The sequence below is a fragment of the Kribbella sp. NPDC049227 genome (assembly GCF_043197265.1).
Lineage (GTDB): Bacteria > Actinomycetota > Actinomycetes > Propionibacteriales > Kribbellaceae > Kribbella.
Window position 1 is genome coordinate 1 of record NZ_JBICST010000007.1, and the last position, 16,877, is coordinate 16,877.

Below are 16,877 nucleotides of genomic sequence, written 5' to 3' on the forward strand. Positions count from 1 at the left end.
AGCACCCACGCCGGACCGTATTCGTTGTTCGACATCCGCGGCGCCACCAGAATGCCGCCCGCCACCAGCAGGACGACGCCCCCAATCACCCGGCACACTGTCGTTCCGATCCGCCCACAAAGCACGATTGAGCCCCCCACTTAGCCCCGCGCCCCCCGGCGCCACAATGCAAGACGTCTCGATGCCGGGTCATGACGGCACCGAAGGCCACCGGCTCGCTGTCGTCCCAATGAGCCTCGGCCAGCTTGTACGCCGGGTCGCCGTCGCGCTCCGGGTGATTCACCAGTGCCGACACCGGCTCCGGTACGACGGTGTCGATCGACCGGGCAACGACTTGGCGGCCGATGTAGCTGCGGCCGCCGGTCGGGATGATCCGGAACCGGCCGAGCTTCGACACCGGGATCCACAGGAAGGTGCTGTACAGCGTGCGGACCGAGGACCCGCAGTTCTCGCACACGTCGTGGTGACCGTAGAAGCGGCTCCCCCATGGGGCCGCCGCCCACGTCCGCGGCACGCCAGGCGACCGAGGACCTGGTACACGGGCCGCAGAATGGGTAGACCCCCCGCCGTTCCTCGTTCATCCAACCCATTCTGACCGGTTTCTCCTTGGCTGCACCGATAGCAACTTTTCGGATCGCTTGCGAACGCACCCATCGCCCTTCGGCCAGACGGTTCGCCATTCCGATACCCTCCGGATCCATCCCGATCCCATTCGGATCGTGGGCGGGCCGTTGTCGGCCAAACGCCAAAGTAGTCCCGCTCGGTTTCAGCTCGACTTCAGATCTCATTCAGCTGCTCTCACCGCCTGCTGTTTTCATCGGACCCATGGGCCGAGATGATGTTTGGCGCGCCGATCGCTGCTCGGGAGCAATCGACGCATCGCATTCGCGGTGGCCACCGAAATCACAGACGTTCTCCAGACGACCGTCCGGTCGGGATCGGCCACCGTGGGGAGACGGGATTCAATGTCATCGCGATCCTCGTGTCGTATCTCGAGATGATGGGGGCGCGAACGAGACGACCACATCGACCGGTTCATTGAGGAAGATCGCGGCGTTGTCTGGATACTGAGGTGCGACAGGTCAGGCGGCGTCTGCCGAGACCGGCCTGGCACCGCCGAACACGACCGCGTTGCAGCACGCAGCGGTCTTCGGGAACACCGAGGTCGTCGACGTCCCGGCCGGGGCGGGCGCGCTGCCACCAGCTTGTCCGTGGCTGCCGCTGCTGACGACGTCAGCGGCTGGCTCGGCCCTGACGCTCCGCTCGCAGATCGAGTCCCCGCGGTGGTCATGTCCGCCGATCACCAACGACTGGCCGTCATTGACGCGCTGCTTGAGGTAGGTACTCCGGTCGATGCCGAGGACGCAGTGTGGGGTCGCCAGGCGCTACGGGTCGCTGCCGGCAATGGCCGGGTCGACGGTGTCCGGCACTTGCTCGAGCACGGCTCAGACCCGAACCACCGTGATCCCGAGCAAGGATTGGCTAGGCGAAGACAGTTCGGCCGTCGGGGATGTCGAGCTTGTGGATGCCGTTGATGCCGCTGGTGCCGGCCGGGTCCGGGGCGATGCACTTGGCCACCGTCCGGCAGTCGAGTGCCTTGGCGGAGCAGACGAGCAGATCGGCTCGCGGCACCTAGGGACCGAACTGCTCGATCTTGGGGACGGCGGTTGTGAAGCCCACCGCGGTGAATGTGGTGTCGTCGATCCACTGGCCGCAGATCTGCCGGGGTACCCGATCGGGTGGAAGTCCAGTCGTTTCAGATCGGGACCCCGGTACAGCCGCAGATCACCGGGCATCGCGATCCGGCCGTCAGTGCTGCCCGTCACCGATGACGGTGGCCTGTGTCATGACCGGTCCCTTGGCTGGCCTTTGGCGGCAATGTCTCAAGGACCTGGGTTCAGACTGGCATCAATCGACTGACGGCGCTTTGAAGTCGGGCATACCTAGGCTGGTGACCGATATCGAGCGACGCTGTCACCCGGTAGGGGGAGTAGATGGCTACGGACGATTTGGCGGCGATGGCGGGATTCGATGGGTTCGTGGAGTTCGAGGTCGAGACGGCCGGGACCACGATTCGTGGCCGCCGCGGAGGCCAAGGCCCGCCGGTCCTTCTCCTGCATGGCATTCCGCAGACACACCTGATGTGGCGTCGGATAGCGCCTCAGCTCGCCGACCGGTTCAGCGTCGTTGTCACCGATTTGCGTGGCTCCGGCAGCAGCGGGAAGCCGCCGTCCGCACCGGATCATGCGCCATACAGCATGCGGGCGCTGGCGCAAGACCAGATCCAGGTGATGGCTGCGCTCGGGTACGGGCGATTCTCGGTAGTAGGACATGATCGTGGTGGCCGCTGCGCTTATCGTATGGCGCTGGATCATCCGGAAGTGGTCGAGAAGTTGGCAGTTATGGACGTCGTACCGACGGCCGTGGTGTTCGATCTCGCCGACAAGCAGTTCTCCCTCGACTGGGTTTGGTCATTCCTCGCGGCGCCGGAGCCCGTTCCGGAGACCTTGATCGCGGCTGCCCCGGAGACGTTCGTGGATCACATCCTCGACACGTGGTCCGACGTACCCGGAGCGTTTCCGGCGGCCGTCCGGGCGGAGTACGTCGATCCGTTTCGTGATCAGGCGAGCGTGCACGCGATCTGCGAGGCGTACCGAGCGGCCGCGACATTGGATCACAACTACGACCTGATCGATCTGAAGGCAGGCAGACGGATCCTGTGCCCCGTGCTTGCGCTCTGGTCCCGGACCAGCGCGGTGGGCCGATGGTACGACGTCCTCGATGTCTGGAAGCGTTGGGCAGATGACGTCGTTGGCGGCTCCCTCGCGGTCGGTCATTTCATGCCTGAGGAAGCACCGGAAGAGACCGCCGAGGCAATTGTCGCTTTCCTCTGAGGGTCGATGAGATCCGGATGTTGAGCTCTCCTCGGGGCAGCGTGAGGTTGTAAGGTAGAGGCTGCTCGAGGTGGATCTGTTCGGGCCTCTGCGCGTGGCTGCCGACGGCCGTTCCTCGAACTTTCCGAAAACCGCTTGCGGACCCTGCTGGCCATTCTGGCCGAGCCGCCAATCGGACGTCTCGATCGATCAACTCGCTGCTGGGATCTGGGCGAGGAGCAGCCTGCCGACACCCGCAAGGCGGTGCAGTTGTATGCGGCCCGGCTTCACTCTGAGCTTGGTTCCGGGTCCATCGAGACCGTCGGGCCGGCTACACGCTGCGGATTGCCAACGGACCACGTGGACATCCTCCGTTTTGTGAGGATCCTGGGCGACGCCGAGTCTGCGACTAGTACTGAGGCCGAGCGACAGGTGCTGGCGCAGGCACTCGATCTTTGGCGCGGACCCGTTCACCGGGTCCTTGTGGAGGGATGCTGGGAGTAGTGTCGCTGCAGGGCCGCCGTGGGTACAGGGAGCGACCTGACGACTGGACTATCGCCCCGGATTGCTACAGCAGCCTACTCATGGGTCGCCCGGGCCTTTCCGGACGCGTCGGTTGCGGTAGGCGACCATGGCACGATGGAGTACGCCGTTGATCGGCCCCGGCAGCACTTGCTCCCATTCGCCGACTGTCTCAGCCAGCTCGCCCCCAGTGCCGAGTTTCCACCGCAGAAGTCCGAACGCGCGATCTTCGGGGTCTAGGCATCCGGAGACGCCACGCATGTCATACAGCTCAGCACCGAGCTCGCTGGCCTCCCTGATCATCGACCACTGGAGGATGTGGCTCGGTCTGACGTCGCGGCGATGGTCTGCCGAGCCGCCTGTCTGATACCAAGCACGGCGACCTACCACGATCATCGTATGGGCAGCCAAGACTTCGTCATCGCAGGTCGACAGGTACAAACGCATCATTCCGGGCATCTCGCTGTTCAGTGCGCGGTACTCACGTTGGAAGTAAGCCAACGACCGACCGAGTTGGAAGCCGTTGCGTCGTTCAGTTTGTCTCAACAGTTCGTAGAAGGCAGCCAGGTCGCTCCAGCTTCCACGCCGGATCTCGACCCCCGCTTTGGTAGCCTTGAGGATGTTGCGTTTCCAGTCTTTGCCAAGCCTATTCCACAGATCGTCCGTGGAATGCTTCTCAAGTGGCACCTGGAAGAGGAATCGCGGCTGAGCGTCGCCAGCCGAACCTCCTTCACCGCAGCGGCGCCATCCAAGCGCTCGCAGCCGATCGGCTGCCGCAGATCCGATGGGCTCCACGAGGTCAGGCAGGATGTGGTCGACTCGCCGGCCAGGACCGGCCGCCGCTTTCAAGGTCGCTGCCTGCCAACGCCGATAAGGGGCCGGCGGACCCATCCGGACCGCGAAGACGCCGTTCCTTTCAAGATAGTCAAGTAGCGGATCGAGCCAGCGAGCCAGGTTCGGGTCGGTCCAGTCGATGTTCGGGCCTTCTGGGAGGTAGGCATACCATCGGGAGAAGCCTGGTAGCCGGCGAAACAGTACAAGCGATGTCCCAACGACTCGGTTGTCACCATCTCGCCATGCCAAGAGCTCAGACGTCCAGGCTGCCTTGACTGCGGACCAGGACGGGACCTGCAAGAAACTTCGTCCGCCATAAAGGTTGGCTGCGGCTTGATACTCCAGGGGTTCTACTTGGCCGATCGTCAACGGAACCTGACTAGTCGAGCACAACGTCAGCACAACAGCACCTCCAGACATGCTGGACCAGTTTCGAACTGAGATGACCTGGCCGGCAGCGAACGGCGGACAGTGAGCGGCGTTTCTTATCCATAAGGACGCAAATGGCTCAGGCGAGGTTTACGCGAGGTCTGCACCCTCTACGCCCTTAGAGACGCTGTGATGCGGCGTTTTCGTTACAGCTCTTGCGCTTCGATGAAACGAACCCCCGCCCGCAGCGGCGCCCCTGCAACGCGCCAGCTCCGGAAACAGGTTCTACTCGCCGCTGGTGCGGGCAGCTCTCCAAGTTCCAAGCCAGGACGGAGAAGTGAACTGCAGGCTGTTACGCCTCAGTGCCAACGCGAACGTCCTCGCGGGTCGAGGCTGCGACAGTGACGGTCGCCGATGTCCTCGAGAACAATGTTCAGGGGGTGGGCGGTGCGAGCTGGGTGCCGACGGAGCCGAGCGGGCATCCTCGCCGGAGCGTGGTGGGCGTAGTCGCAGTTGCGACGACGGGTTGGCCAGGCCGCGACCGCTCCTGCCGCGAATTCGTACGACTTGGCGAATCCGAGGGACGGGGACGGTGCTCGACTGCGAAGTTCACGAGTCCAGGTCGGCGCGGGTCACACCGAGGGTGCCTTCGCACAGGGCGGTGCTGGCGTGACTACGACCACGGTGCGTGGGCGAGATACGGCCTTGGAGGGCTGTGTCGGTAAGAGGCTGGATAGGCTGCCTATGCTGAACGCCACGACCACCAGCAACGGCTCCAGTGCGGCCTTGCCATCGCGGCCCGCCTCGGCGGCCTCCGCTTAGGCGGCCTGCGTCATGACCTGCTCGAGGTACGCGTCGTCACCGAAGCGCTCGGCCCGGCACCGTTTCGGCGTCGGGGTCAGAGGCGGGCAGGAATCGCTTGTCCACCTCCCGGCCGAGCTGGTCGACGCAGTCTCTGATGCCCTCGCCACCCGGCGGTCAGAGATTCCGTCACGGAGCCCGTCATAGTGTCACCCCTGCTTCCTCAGCGATGTTCGTGAGCTCAGTCAGTAGCTTCGCAGGAATCGGAATGCCGTCGGCCTGGCGGCGGGCCATCCGCTCGACACTGCGCTCGCCAGGCACCGTAGGCCGGCCGGATCCCGCCGCTGCGCGGCTGTCGTGGATCCTGTCGACCAACTGGTCCGCCCTTGCCGCGTACTCGGTGTACGGGATCGACACCGACGGGTCGATTGCTATCAGCAACATGCTGACACCCTGCGGCTTGGCAGACTCGGCAGGCCAGCCGAGCTCGGTGGTGAAGCCGGGTCCGCCGGACAGGATTCCGGTCAGCATCTCCCACATGAACGCCAGGCCGAATCCCCGATGCCCACCCATCGGCACCAGACTGCCCTTCAAGGCCTCCGCCGGATCGACTGTAGGCAGACCGTCGACGGTTACGGCGAGTCCTGGCGGCAGGTCCTCACCGCGAGCCTCGTACTCATGGATTCTGGCCATGGCGATACCGGAGACAGCCATGTCGAGGACGATTGGGTGATGGTTGCCGGCGGGACTCGCGATCGCGAACGCCTGGTTCCCGACGACCTTGTCCGCACCTCCGGGTGCGGTCATGAGCACAGGCCCATTGTTGATGGCAAGCCCGATCATCTGCTCGTCAACCGCCTGCATTGCGAAGCGCCCGAGCGCGCCGGCCGAGGTCGTATTCCGCACGACCGCGGAACTGATGCCTGTCGTGTGTGCCCGCTGGACGACTTGCCGCATGACCTTGAAGCCGACCACCTGCCCGAAGCCATCGTGACCGTCAAAGACGAGGAACCCGCCTTTCTCGGCCAGTAGGGAGGGTTCTGCGACGGCAGCCGTGCCACCCATCCGTAGTCTTGGCAGGTACTGCGGGATCTTCGCGACCCCGAGGGCCGGGATGCCCCTGAGATCGGCCCAGACGAGTTGTTCGGCGAGGATGTCGGCATCGTCGGGCGGCATGCCGGCCCTCTCGAAGACGGTGCGAGCGAAGCGCCGCAGCCGATTAGCCTCGAGAACCGATTCCTGGACAGAGGTTGGCTCGGTCATGCCTGACCCTCTCATAATATCGATATTTGGTATCGGCATTCCACATCAACCGAGTGAAGCGTCGCCAGAACGTGTCGCCTCACTGTATATCGAACTACGATATCACGAGTCAATATTATCCATGCCGTGCGTCGCCTGCCAGGGGTGTAACCCTGGCCGGGGCCTGAGGAGTCTGACGATGAGGGTGAGTCGTCCGGCTGAGCCTCGAAGGTCCGACACGATCTGCGGCAGCGCGTAGATCACCGTGATCGTGGACACGACGGTGATGAAGATGATCAGCATGAGTACGCCGACCAGTAGTCCTGTCAGGCCTACCGTCCCGCATCGGCGACCGACTGCGCCGTGGTCGAGTGTTGGCTTGTGTGTATGCTCACAAAGCGATATCGTGCGCCGATAGAAAGGTGGTACCTCATGCTGACGACCGATCCGGGCCATTCGGCGGCCTGTCTCACCGGCGGGCAGACGCTGTATGGGCTAGGCCTGGGCATCTTGATGCTGGACACCAAGTTCCCACGCCTGGTCGGTGATGTCGGACACGCGCGGACCTGGCCCTTCCCGGTGGCCTACCGGATCGTGCACGGCGCACTGCCGGCCCGGATGGCTCAGCCGGAAGCAGATCCAGAGCTACTCGAGCCGTTCGTTTCCGCAGCGCGAGAGCTGGCCGATCTAGGCGTCCGCGCGATCACCACGAGCTGTGGATTCCTGGCGGCGTACCAGCGCGAGCTGAGTGCCGTCGTACCGATCCCGGTGTTTGCCTCGCCACTGCTCCAGGTACCGCTCGCGGCCGCGTTGCGACCCGGCCGTCCGATCGTCATCCTGACTGCGAAGACGGTGCTGGGGGAGCGCCACTTCACGGGCTCCGGCTGGTCGACGGACGAGATCCCGGTCATCCAGGCGGCACCTGACGCAGGCAGTCACTTCGTGGAGACCTTCGTCGGCAACGCCACCACAGCCGACATCGCACAGCTCGAACTGGAGGTCGAAGTGCTGACCGCGCGAGTTATGGCCGAGCGACCCGATGTCGGCGCCTTCGTACTCGAGTGTGCGAACTTCGCACCCTTCAGCCATATCGTGAAGCGGGTGTCCGGCCGGCCTGTCTTCGACCTGTATACCCTCGGTATGAACGCTTACCTGACCACCAACCTCACGTCTGCGTTCGAATGATGACCGCTCAAGTCCTCCCTTCGTACTGTTCGCTCTGTGGTGTCAGCTGTCCGGCGCAGGTCACCGTCGATGGCGACAGGATGTTGGAGCTCAAGGCTGATCGGGATCGTCTGCGTGTTGGCATCGCACGCTCAAAGGGCCGTGCTGGAGATCCACGACCATCCGCATCGCGTGAACCACCCGCTTCGAGGTACCGGCCGAAGACCGACGATGATCCCGGCTGGGAGCGATGCTCACGGAACAAGGCGCTCGAACTGATCGCGACGAACTCGACTGGATCTGCTCCGAGTTGGGCCCGCGACCCGTCGCCTTCGGTCGCGGGACGGGGAGCGGCACGGAGCGCGGCCGACAGAGCCGCGGCTGCAGCGGCTCGTGTCCGCTCTCTGCTCGCCCCCGGAAGTCGACCGCAGCAACTGCATCGTCATCTGGGGAACGAACACGTCAGCCACGCTGCCCGACCTGGCGATGGGCTGACGGCAATCCGTCGTCGCGGCGCCGTATCGTCGGGGTCGATCCGCGGCGCGGGGTCTTGCGACCAAAAGCGACCTCGTGCGTCAGGTCAGGCCAGGGACCGTCGGCGCTCTCTCCGGCGACGTTTCGCTCCTGCCCGAATACTTGCAGATCTCTCGATGCGCCCGACACTTGGTCGGTAGGTGCTGGCGTGGATCCGCGCCAGCACCTCACCGGCAAGGCCTGTCGGAGGTACCCGAGAACGGAGCCACCGGGTCCAGCCCTGAGATTCGAAACCGGACTCAGGGAAGGTCATTCAGAGGTCCACCGGACGTTCGAGGACAACCGGTCTCCAGTAGTTGCTGCGCGCATCGAGGCCGCCGAGCCAGGCAGCTCTGCTCGGCGAGCGCAAGGGACTGGCCGTCGTCACATGACGCGGTCATGCATCACCAGCCGGCAGATCAAAATCCGCGGCGGTCTGTTCTGACGCTGTCGTCCAGCCAAGTAAGGGTGCAAATATGGGAAGTGAGCAAGCGGCAGTGAGTCCGCGCAGGGCGAACCTCGTTCTGGCCACGCTATTTTCGGGCATGTTTGTGCTGGGGAGTGCCGAACTGCTTGTGGTCGGCGTGCTGAATCTGATCGCCGCCGACCTTCAGGTCTCTATTCCAGCAGCTGGCAGGCTTGTGACCGTCTACGCGCTTGGCCTGGCCATCGGCGGTCCGATTCTGACTCTGCTGACGATCAGGCTGAACAGGCGGACGGTCCTCGTCGGCGCGCTTGTTCTGTGCATAGTGGGCAACCTGATCGGCGTGCTGACTTCCAGCTACGGCCTCTTCCTGGCGGCGCGTATCATCGTCGGCGCGTTGCAAGGCCTGTTCATCGCCGCAGCGTTCGTTGCTGGTATCTCGGTCGTCCCCCCGGAGCGAATGGGGCGGGCGATCTCCATCGTCGTCTCCGGTGTCGCGGTGTCGGCCGCGCTGGGCGTGCCTCTGGGCACGCTGGTCGGCCAGACGCTTGGCTGGCGCGGCGCGTTCACCGCGGTCGTCGTTGTCACTGTGATCGCGCTGATCGCCACGCTGACGCTGGTCCCGTCCGTGCCCAGCACCGGCGCCGGCGCCGGTAGCCAGGCCAAATACGCGTTCGCGCCTCGAGTGCTCGCCTTGCTGGTCCTCAACTTCCTGGCATTCGCGACGCTGTATGCGGCTCTGACCTATATCGTGCCGTTCCTGGAGAGCGTCACGGGAATCTCTGGCGCGCTGATCAGTGTGTTCCTGCTCGCCTATGGTGTGGCCACGGCGGTGGGCTCGTTCGGCGGTGGTCGGTTCGCTGACAAGAACGCCGCACGCACTTTGATCGTCGGGACCATTGGCGTCGCGGTCTCCTTGATGGCGCTCTACCTCGTTGGTGCGATCGCGGTCCTGGTGGCGCTGGTCCTGGTTGCGTGGGGTCTTTTCAGCTTCGGCATGGTGCCCTCACTCCAGTACCGCGTGATCAGCCTGGCCGGACCCGGCGGCGCGCTGGCGCAGTCATTGCCTGCTTCGGCGGCTAACGTCGGCATCGCGTTTGGTTCGTTCGCGGGTGGCTTGGCGATCGGCAACTTCAGCGCCTCGTCCGTGGTAGTAACCGGCCTGATCATCGCTGGTTTGGCCATCGTGGTCGCTTGGGGCACTAGTTTCCTCAAACCACCGGTCATCGACCAAGCCGCACAGCCGGCCACGACGGCTGAGCAAGCTCCTGAGCCGGCATAGCCCAACTCATACAACCATCCAGCACCTCTTGTTCGGAGTAGCGCATGAGCGATCTGCCCAGGAAGTCATCCAACTTGGCGTCAGCGCTGCGGGCGCTGCACGTGCCTGGCGATCCTCTTGTGTTGCCGAACGCCTGGGACGCGGCGTCGGCTAAAGCTGTTGTGGCAGCCGGTTTCCCGGTCGTTGCGACGTCGAGTTTGGCGGTGTCGACCGTGCTCGGCTACGACGATGGTGAGTCCATGCCCGTCGAGGAAATGTTGGCGGCAGCTGCGCGTATCACTCGTGTTGTGGACCATCCGGTGACTGTGGACTTTGAGCGCGGCTACGGCCTTGAGCCGACCGAACTGGTGGAACGATTTGTAGCGACCGGTGCGGCGGGGTTGAACCTCGAGGACTCGGACCCGCCAACAGGCGACATGGTCCATGCTCGGAAGCAGGCAGAGTTCCTTGCCGCTGTTCGAGAAGCGGCGGTGTCCGCCGGGGTGGACTTGGTTATCAACGCGCGGATCGATGTGTTCTTGCGCGGCGCCGGCAGTCACCGCGAGCTACTCGACGCCGGGATCGACCGCGGTGTTCGGTACCTCGCGGCAGGGGTGGACTGTGTGTATCCGATCGCGGTAGCGAATCCCACGGTGATCCGGACTCTCGTAGAGGCGATGGACGGCCGCCCGGTCAACGTCGGCTACAGCCGTCAGGGCAGGCAGACGGTCGCAGACTTGGCCGCCCTGGGAGTGGCCAGGGTGAGCTTCGGGCCCAACCTGCAGGGCGAGACGTACAGGCGGGCGGCCGCTGTGATCGCGGCCATCAAGGCCGACCGAAAACATTCGGGGCTTGTCTTCTCTCCAGTCCGCGACGACGTCTGGCAAACCGACCGATGACGCCACGACTCCGTCCATCGACCGCCGCCCTCGACGGCATCACCGACTGGTCGAGGATCGCTCGCTCGTCGTGCGCTTAGCCTCGATCCACCGATGAGCCGGTGGTGGGCGTGGGTTCTGGTTCGGGACGTTTGGATGGTGGTGGTTGGCGCGGTGAGTTGCTCCGCCTCGCTGCGGAGGTGTTCCACTGGTTTGTCGGGTCGCACCGTTGCCGGCTGGGTGGTCAGGTGGTTGCGGGTCTGGGTGGTCCGCAGATGCGGGTGAACAGTTGGGTCCAGTCGGCTTCCCAGGGCCAGCCGGTTGGTAGGTGGAGGGTCGGTCGGCGTGCCGAGGTGGCGATCCGGGCTGGCACGGAGATGAGTTTGCGGCGGATCGTTGCGGTGGTCGCCTTGGCCAGATTCGGGCCGGTGAGCGTGGCGGCGGCGCGGCTGAGGTTGAACGCGATGCAGGCAAGCACCAGCCAGGCCGCGTTGGCGCAGAAGTTGCCCGAGGGTAGGTGAGCCAGTGCGGAGTTCTTCAGGTCCGCGTTGACCTGCTCGACGATCGCATGACCGCGGTGGGTCTTGTCGGCGGTCACGGTGTCGGTGGTGTCTGGGGCGCTAGTGGTGAAGAAGGCGTGGAAGCGCCAGGTATCGAACAAGGTGGCCTGGCCGGCGGCGGCTTTCGGGTTGAGGTCAGGGATCCGGCGCACCACGAGCCGGCCGGGGACTTGATCGGCTTTCTTCTTCGAGGTGAACGCGGTGAAGTCGAGTTCGGCGACCTCGGCGCGTGAGATCCAGGTGTTGGTGGTCTCGTCGAAGACCGCGTCGGTGTACTGGATCGTCTGCCAGGCGTCGTCGTCGAAGGTGGCGATGGCTGCTCTGACGCGTTTGTCGAGGCGGACGGTGACCGACACGTCCGCGCCCGCCCTGATCGCGGCCGACACCGTCGGATGCCCGTAGAACGCCGAATCGGCCCGCAGCAGCGGCTTGACCGCGCCGCGGGCGGCGCCCAGTTTCTTCACCGTCGCCAGCGCGTCGGCGACCAGACGTTCCGCGCCGCGTGGCGACCCACACGACCCGCGGCGGAGTCGTTGCGCCACGATCACTGGTGCGGCCTGCCCGGTGCTGAGGGTCGCGAGCAGAACGTTCAGGCCCCGGACCCCGGAGTAGCCGTAGCCCGAGCCCTGTTTGCCATAGCCGTGGACTCAACGATCGTGTCATCGATGTCGACCAGAACCTGACAGTCGTCCTCGCCGGTGCCGGCGACCAGCGGGGTGTGATCCGACAGTGCGGTCAGGAACCGGGAGGCGACCGCGTCGAGCTGGCGGACGTGGCCGAAGGTGAACGTACGCAGGAACGAGCCCAACGTCGACGGCGCATACGCACCCTCGAAGACCCGGTCCATGCCGCCGTGCCGCAACAGGCCCAGGTCATCGATGCTGTCCGCGCCGGCCACCATCCCCGCGACCAACGAAGCCACCTTCAACCCGGCGTTGGCGCCCTTGTCGGTCGGCACACTCAAACGCTCATCGGCCAGCCACCGCAGCCCAGCCCGCTCAGCCAACGCAACGATCGGCACCAGCCCAGCAGCCGACACGAGATTCGGATCGTCGAACACCGCCGAGATCGCCCGCGGAGTATGAGAGAGTTGCACCTCAGAGATGCCCTTCCGGCTGCGAATTTTGGGACCTTAGACAAGTCCAACTTTCCCAGCAGGTAAGGGCATTCTCGCGTTACGACCCACTCACCCATACCTCAACATCGGTGGATCCAGGCTTAGACTGGGTCGGAGCGAGCACTGCAAGGTGGAGGCACACCTTGGAGCGCTGCTGCTCATGGTTGGAGCCAGCTGCGCTCCGAACCGATTCAACCCGATCGCTGAACTCGCGTCCTCGACACCCTTGTTGTGATCTCCATGGACGACGGCGATGGCGAATACACCACGTCCGTAGGCTCGTGCGCCCTGCGCGCGGGGGTCCCGCCCAGGAAGATCCGACCCCGCGACGCTGAGCTCAGCCAGGGCTTGGTGTGTGGCGATTAGGTCTTGCTTGTCGCCGAGCAGCGCGTACAGCCGATCCTGTTCTCAGTCATGCTCCAGGACTGTACGGTCTTGGCGACACACTCTGGGTTGGCGAGCTGGATTCAGAGTGCTCAGCCGAGCAGGGACAGGGAACTGCCGAAATCGCGGTGCGGCGCGACTGGCTGGGATGCGCTTGGTTGCTGCTGGCAAGTGGCGACATGACCTGCGGCGACCGGGATCGTCGGTCGTGGGTATTTGCCATACCTGGGCAACGAAACGATCCGGCTCTCGGGCGCTGCCGGCGGATGTGGTCGCACTGGCGGCCAGCACGGTGGGGTCTTGGGTAACCCAGGCAACGGTCACGGGATCCCGGTATGTCGCCAGTGATCACGAACCGTCGCGCCGCCGACCGGGACGACAGTCGATTGACCCGGGCCATATTGGACGGGAGCGGCCTTGTGCATGTCCCTGAGGACCTTGACCGCCCATTCGCGTTCGCGCGGTGTGCACAGCCCCGTGCAGGGGGCGCTGGATTGGGCGTACGCCGAGACAGCGCGGCGACGGTGCGGACCGGCCGAGCTCACCGAGACGGAGGCCGACGAGGTCGCCGAACGAGTTGCTGCCTACATCGGGGGCATGCGGAGGTCAGTGCGGACCGTCCTCGATGTCATCGCGACGTGACAGAGTCGTCTCCGCGGGCACCGCCTCGTGGGAGGAGATGCCCGCGGCCTGGTCCGAGCATGCTGCTGAGTTCCGCGTCGCCTTCTAGATCTCCTCCAATCCGGATCCGTCGAGCATGTAGGTAGGCGCGATTCGGTCCCGCCGGACCAGGTCGACGAGGGCGGTGCCGGCGATTTCCGGTGTGAGCAACGGGCCTAGCGGTGCGAGATAGTCATCGACTGACTGGCCGGCGCGTGCGGCGTACGCCTGGACTGCCGGGCGGCCGACACCGGTCTGTGGTGCGAACCGCGACATGATGGTGGTGAAGGCGATGCCGAGACCGTTTCGTTCGGACTCATCCTGGGCGTAGGCGGCGATGAGGCGCTGGGTCGCCTTGGCTCCGGCGTACCCGCCGCTTAGCGGTGAGCCGTTCTTGTTCAGGGCGGCGCCGCTGCTCATCACGATCACCTTGCTGCCCGGGGCCAGCGGAGTGAGCAGGGCCTCGCGCAGCCAGTGAAACGCGATCCGTACATCGGTGTCCCAGTTGACCGAGAAGGTCTCCCAGGTCTGGTCCTGTAACCGTCGCATGTGCGGGGTTGCACCGGCAACGAGGACGATCGTCTTCGGTTCGTAGCGGTCGTACAGCCGGGCTGGCAGTGTGGCGTCGCCGGCGTCAGCGAGAACTGCCTCGATACCTTCGGCCTCGACCGCGGTGCGGGATACGACGACCACCGGTCCGCCAGCCTCGGCGAAGGCGGTAGCGATGCCACGGCCTAGGCCGCGGCTGGCGCCGACGACAATCGTGCTGTTTCCGGACAGGTCGTTCATGACACTTCTCCTTTGTGTTCTGAACCTGTGGTCATGCCGCGGCTGTGTTCTGAACCTGTGGTCATGCCGCGGCGCCGGCGGGTTGGGAGGCAGGTGCCGAGTTGGTCTGGACCGAGGTGGCCGGCGGGCGGAGACGGCTGGTCGACCAGGCGACCGGGACGGCGACGACGGCGAGGACCAGGCTGGTCAGGACCGGCGCGGAGGCGGTGTGGCTGCCGATCGCGACACCGCCCGCAGCGGATCCGAATGCGACTCCGAGGTTGATTGCGGAGGCGGGTAGCGACTGGGCCAGCTGGGCGCCAGGCCCGGCCAGCTCGACGACGCGGTACTGGAGCGAGGGCGCCATGACGAAGCCGGAGAGGCCCAGCGCCAGCAGGGCCAGCGCCACCAGGAACGCGACAGTGCCGACGACGTACAGCGCCAGCAGAGCAGCGGCGACGCCAACTGTCCCGACCGTGAGGGTGCGGGCTGCGTTGCTGTCCGCGAACCGACCGCCGCCGAACGAACCGATCGCCGTGGCCAGGCCGTATGCCAGCAGGAACACGCTGAGCATCGGGCCGGAGATGCCGGTGATGCTGGACAGGAACGGCACGATGTAGGTGATGGTGGCAAAGAGCGCAGCGAACACGAGGAAGTTGAGGCCGAGCACGGCTAGCACCCGCGGTGCGAACGCGTACCTGGCCTGGTTCCCGGCGCCGCCACCCGTGCTTTGAACGGACGGGATGAGCACTGCCACCGCCATCAGCGCGAGCACCGCGAGTACGACGACTCCGACGAAGGCGCCGCGCCAGCCGACGGCCTGGCCGACCAGTGTGCCCAGCGGTACGCCGAGGGCAGCAGAGACGGCGACACCAGAGATGACGACCGAGAACGCGCGGCCCATCCGATCCGGGGGTACCACCGCGATCCCGGCCCCGAACGCGGCCGCGATGAACAGCCCTTGGACCGCGCCGGCGACGCTGCGTGCGGCTACGAACAGGCCGAAGGTGGAAGTCAGCAAGGGCACCAGGTTGGCCGCGATGAACACGGCCGTCGCGCCGACCAGGACGGTACGCCGGTTCAGCTTGATCGTCAGCGCCGTCAGCACCGGGCCACCGAGCGCGAGGCCGAGCGCGTTGGCGGTCACCAGTGTCCCGGCCATGGGGACGGACACGTGCAGGTCGGTGGCGATCAAGTTCAGCACCCCGACCACGATCAGCTCAGCCGTTCCGAGCACGAAAGTGCCCAAGAACAGTGCAGCCAGGGCGAGATTTGCTCGTTGCGATTTCATAGCGATCTTCCTTCTCTAGTTGGCGATTCAACGTGATTCAGCGGTTGCAGGGTGTGTTTCGGGGCAGGGGCCATCGCGGGACCAGGTCCCGTAGTTGGCGGAAATGTGTCGTTAGTCGCGCTCGAGAGCCTCGACTACTTCGGCGAGACGCTTCACGGTGGCGAGCCGCCGGTCCCAGTCGGCCGCGAGGGAGGACATCCAGCGAGCGGTGGTATCCAGGGCATCGGCCTGGACCGTGTACCGCATCTCGCGGCCGACCCGGTTGCCGGACACCAGCCCGGCGGCTTCGAGGACGTTGAGGTGCTTAACGATCGCCTGCCGTGAGACCGGGAGGTCCTCGGCGAGCTGGGTCGCGGTGACCTCACCGCGAACGGCGAGCCGGTCGAGCAGTTGGCGACGCGTCCGGTCGGCGAGGGCGGAGATCACGCCATCGATGACTGCGGTATCGGAACGCTCGTTCATCACGCTGTCGATTCGAACTGGGTCCGGAGTGCGCCGAGCACGCGGGTCCAGCCCTCGGTGTTGCCCTCAACCGCCCGCCGGTGCTTGTCCGGCGGGATGCTCAGCGCTGCGAATCCGCTCTCGACGACGCGCAGCCGGGTCTTGTCGCCCTCGCGGCTGAGCGTGAACTCGACGAGGGTGCTGTTGTCGTCACGCACGTCCTCGCCGTGGTACTGGCTGGCCCAGCGGTATGCCACGTACGTCGGTGGCTCGGACTTCGCCACCACCACAGGGAAGTCAGTGCCCTCGTCGGCGGGGATACGGGCGAGGTCCTTCTCGACGGTGATCCAGAAACCGGGCTCGGACACCAATGACCAGACCCGTTCGAGCGATGCCGCGATCAGCGTGTCGCGTTCTATCCTGTCCACGTTCATCAGGTTGCTCCATCTCTATGCGTGCAACTCTAGGGTTGCACATGGTAAGACTATGCGCAACCCTAGAGTTGCACGTATTTGCCTTTTCACGGACGTCACACCAGAGACTGGCTGGCGTACCTGCACGCTCTGCGTAATCAGAACTTGGACGTAGGGTCCTTGCTCGGGGTTCACCATGACCCGCGCGGTCCGTGCCGCTACGAGCACCGCATCGGCCGGTTCCAGTCGTGGACCTGTTCGCGCTCAACGCCGCCGGACTGGAACTCGCTCTGAGCGCGCATCGACCTGATCGCCTGAGGCCCGCGCGCTCCTCGACGGTTCACGGTCGACCAGATGCTCTG

Annotated in this window: 14 protein-coding genes and 1 pseudogene; 6 read left to right on the plus strand and 9 right to left on the minus strand. The window is 65.2% G+C overall.

Annotation, left to right across the window (positions count from 1 at the left end; translation table 11 throughout):
- Positions 1 to 85 precede the first annotated feature (85 nt).
- The gene (locus ACGFH6_RS29585; RefSeq protein WP_393390575.1) at positions 86 to 457 is read right to left on the minus strand and encodes a hypothetical protein; all 372 of its coding nucleotides are present in this window, start codon (positions 455 to 457) and stop codon (positions 86 to 88) included.
- A gap of 832 nt (positions 458 to 1,289) precedes the next feature.
- On the opposite strand from ACGFH6_RS29585, the gene ACGFH6_RS29590 reads away from it, so the two are divergent.
- Positions 1,290 to 1,535 carry a hypothetical protein gene (locus ACGFH6_RS29590; RefSeq protein WP_393390577.1) on the plus strand — a complete coding sequence of 82 codons (246 nt, stop codon included), beginning with the start codon at positions 1,290 to 1,292 and terminating at the stop codon, positions 1,533 to 1,535.
- On the opposite strand, the gene ACGFH6_RS29595 is transcribed toward ACGFH6_RS29590, so the two are convergent.
- Positions 1,483 to 1,632, minus strand: coding sequence for a hypothetical protein (locus tag ACGFH6_RS29595; RefSeq protein WP_393391748.1), 150 nt, complete (start codon positions 1,630 to 1,632; stop codon positions 1,483 to 1,485). The two genes, ACGFH6_RS29590 and ACGFH6_RS29595, sit on opposite strands and share 53 nt — an antisense overlap.
- Before the next feature lie 407 nt (positions 1,633 to 2,039).
- On the opposite strand from ACGFH6_RS29595, the gene ACGFH6_RS29600 reads away from it, so the two are divergent.
- Positions 2,040 to 2,894: an alpha/beta fold hydrolase gene (locus tag ACGFH6_RS29600; RefSeq protein WP_393390579.1), complete on the plus strand. Its 855-nt coding sequence runs from the start codon at positions 2,040 to 2,042 to the stop codon at positions 2,892 to 2,894.
- Positions 2,895 to 3,455: 561 nt separating this feature from the next.
- On the opposite strand, the gene ACGFH6_RS29605 is transcribed toward ACGFH6_RS29600, so the two are convergent.
- Positions 3,456 to 4,649 carry a lipid II:glycine glycyltransferase FemX gene (locus tag ACGFH6_RS29605; protein WP_393390581.1) on the minus strand — a complete coding sequence of 398 codons (1,194 nt, stop codon included), beginning with the start codon at positions 4,647 to 4,649 and terminating at the stop codon, positions 3,456 to 3,458.
- Positions 4,650 to 5,600: 951 nt separating this feature from the next.
- Entirely contained in the window at positions 5,601 to 6,701 is a 1,101-nt protein-coding gene (locus tag ACGFH6_RS29610) for an Ldh family oxidoreductase (RefSeq protein ID WP_393390582.1), read from the minus strand.
- A gap of 372 nt (positions 6,702 to 7,073) precedes the next feature.
- Here ACGFH6_RS29610 and ACGFH6_RS29615 point away from each other — a divergent pair, with 372 nt between their 5' ends.
- From ACGFH6_RS29615 to ACGFH6_RS29625, 3 genes are all read left to right on the plus strand, one after another.
- Entirely contained in the window at positions 7,074 to 7,826 is a 753-nt protein-coding gene (locus ACGFH6_RS29615) for a hypothetical protein (RefSeq protein ID WP_393390583.1), read from the plus strand.
- 968 nt (positions 7,827 to 8,794) lie between these two features.
- Positions 8,795 to 10,024, plus strand: coding sequence for an MFS transporter (locus ACGFH6_RS29620; protein WP_393390585.1), 1,230 nt, complete (start codon positions 8,795 to 8,797; stop codon positions 10,022 to 10,024).
- Between the two features lie 44 nt (positions 10,025 to 10,068).
- Positions 10,069 to 10,902 carry an isocitrate lyase/phosphoenolpyruvate mutase family protein gene (locus ACGFH6_RS29625; protein ID WP_393390587.1) on the plus strand — a complete coding sequence of 278 codons (834 nt, stop codon included), beginning with the start codon at positions 10,069 to 10,071 and terminating at the stop codon, positions 10,900 to 10,902.
- 223 nt (positions 10,903 to 11,125) lie between these two features.
- Here the strand turns inward: ACGFH6_RS29625 and ACGFH6_RS29630 are convergent.
- Positions 11,126 to 12,537, minus strand: a pseudogene (locus ACGFH6_RS29630) (IS1380 family transposase).
- Positions 12,538 to 13,365: 828 nt separating this feature from the next.
- Here ACGFH6_RS29630 and ACGFH6_RS29635 point away from each other — a divergent pair.
- Positions 13,366 to 13,584 carry a hypothetical protein gene (locus tag ACGFH6_RS29635; protein WP_393390589.1) on the plus strand — a complete coding sequence of 73 codons (219 nt, stop codon included), beginning with the start codon at positions 13,366 to 13,368 and terminating at the stop codon, positions 13,582 to 13,584.
- Positions 13,585 to 13,668: 84 nt separating this feature from the next.
- Here the strand turns inward: ACGFH6_RS29635 and ACGFH6_RS29640 are convergent, their stop codons facing one another.
- From ACGFH6_RS29640 to ACGFH6_RS29655, 4 genes are all read right to left on the minus strand, one after another.
- Positions 13,669 to 14,391, minus strand: coding sequence for an SDR family NAD(P)-dependent oxidoreductase (locus ACGFH6_RS29640; RefSeq protein WP_393390591.1), 723 nt, complete (start codon positions 14,389 to 14,391; stop codon positions 13,669 to 13,671).
- Between the two features lie 61 nt (positions 14,392 to 14,452).
- Entirely contained in the window at positions 14,453 to 15,661 is a 1,209-nt protein-coding gene (locus ACGFH6_RS29645) for an MFS transporter (protein ID WP_393390593.1), read from the minus strand.
- A 111-nt stretch (positions 15,662 to 15,772) separates the two neighbouring features.
- A complete protein-coding gene (locus ACGFH6_RS29650; protein ID WP_393390595.1) occupies positions 15,773 to 16,123 on the minus strand; it encodes an ArsR/SmtB family transcription factor in 351 nt (116 codons plus the stop codon).
- Positions 16,123 to 16,536, minus strand: a complete 414-nt coding sequence (locus ACGFH6_RS29655; RefSeq protein WP_393390596.1) for an SRPBCC domain-containing protein — start codon at positions 16,534 to 16,536, stop codon at positions 16,123 to 16,125. Before ACGFH6_RS29655 ends, ACGFH6_RS29650 begins: the two co-directional genes overlap by 1 nt.
- Positions 16,537 to 16,877 lie beyond the last annotated feature (341 nt).